This is a genomic window from Erwinia sp. V71 (assembly GCF_965644245.1).
GTDB lineage: Bacteria > Pseudomonadota > Gammaproteobacteria > Enterobacterales > Enterobacteriaceae > Erwinia.
Map to the genome: position 1 here is coordinate 1 of NZ_CBFFRK010000283.1, position 576 is coordinate 576.

Annotated in this window: 1 protein-coding gene; it reads left to right on the forward strand. The window is 56.9% G+C overall.

Features of this window, described 5'->3' with window-relative positions; translation table 11 throughout:
* Window positions 1–119: 119 nt before the first annotated feature.
* A partial coding sequence (locus ACSZO1_RS22680; RefSeq protein WP_437616663.1) for a porin occupies window positions 120–576 on the forward strand: 457 nt, incomplete at its 3' end.

A 576-nucleotide genomic window follows, 5' to 3' on the forward strand; every position in this document is an offset into this window, starting at 1 on the left:
ATTCAGGCAACCGTCTGTGGTGTTTGCAGAGCTAAGATTGGCGGCTTAGCGTTGCACTTCGGAGTTGAATCCGCCCCCGCTTTGGTTTTGCCGGACTGAAATACGCCGGACTGGGCTCACTGGATTATGGTCGTAATGCCGGTGTGTTATATGACGTCGCCAGCATCACCGACTACGCGCCGATCTTCGATATTATGACGGACAGCTACACTGATGGCTTCCTCACCGGCCGCGCCAGTGGCCTGCTGACTTACCGCAACCCTGATTTCTTTGGCCTCAATGACAACCTGAAGTTTGCCCTGCAGTATCAGGGGAAAAACGGTGCTGGCAGCAATAACAGCAGCCGTTCAGTGTATGCCTCCAACGGTGACGGCGCCGGGGCATCTGTCAGCTATGACTTCGACTGGGGCGGCACTCTGCTGGCGGCATATGGCAATTCACGCCGCACCGCAGCACAGGAAGCGCTGGCGTATGGTGGCGGTGAGCGCGCAGAGATGTGGTCGGCGGATTCAAGTTCGAAGTGCAACGCTAAGCCGCCTGTCTTAACTCTGCAAAGACCACTGAAGGCTGCCGGAA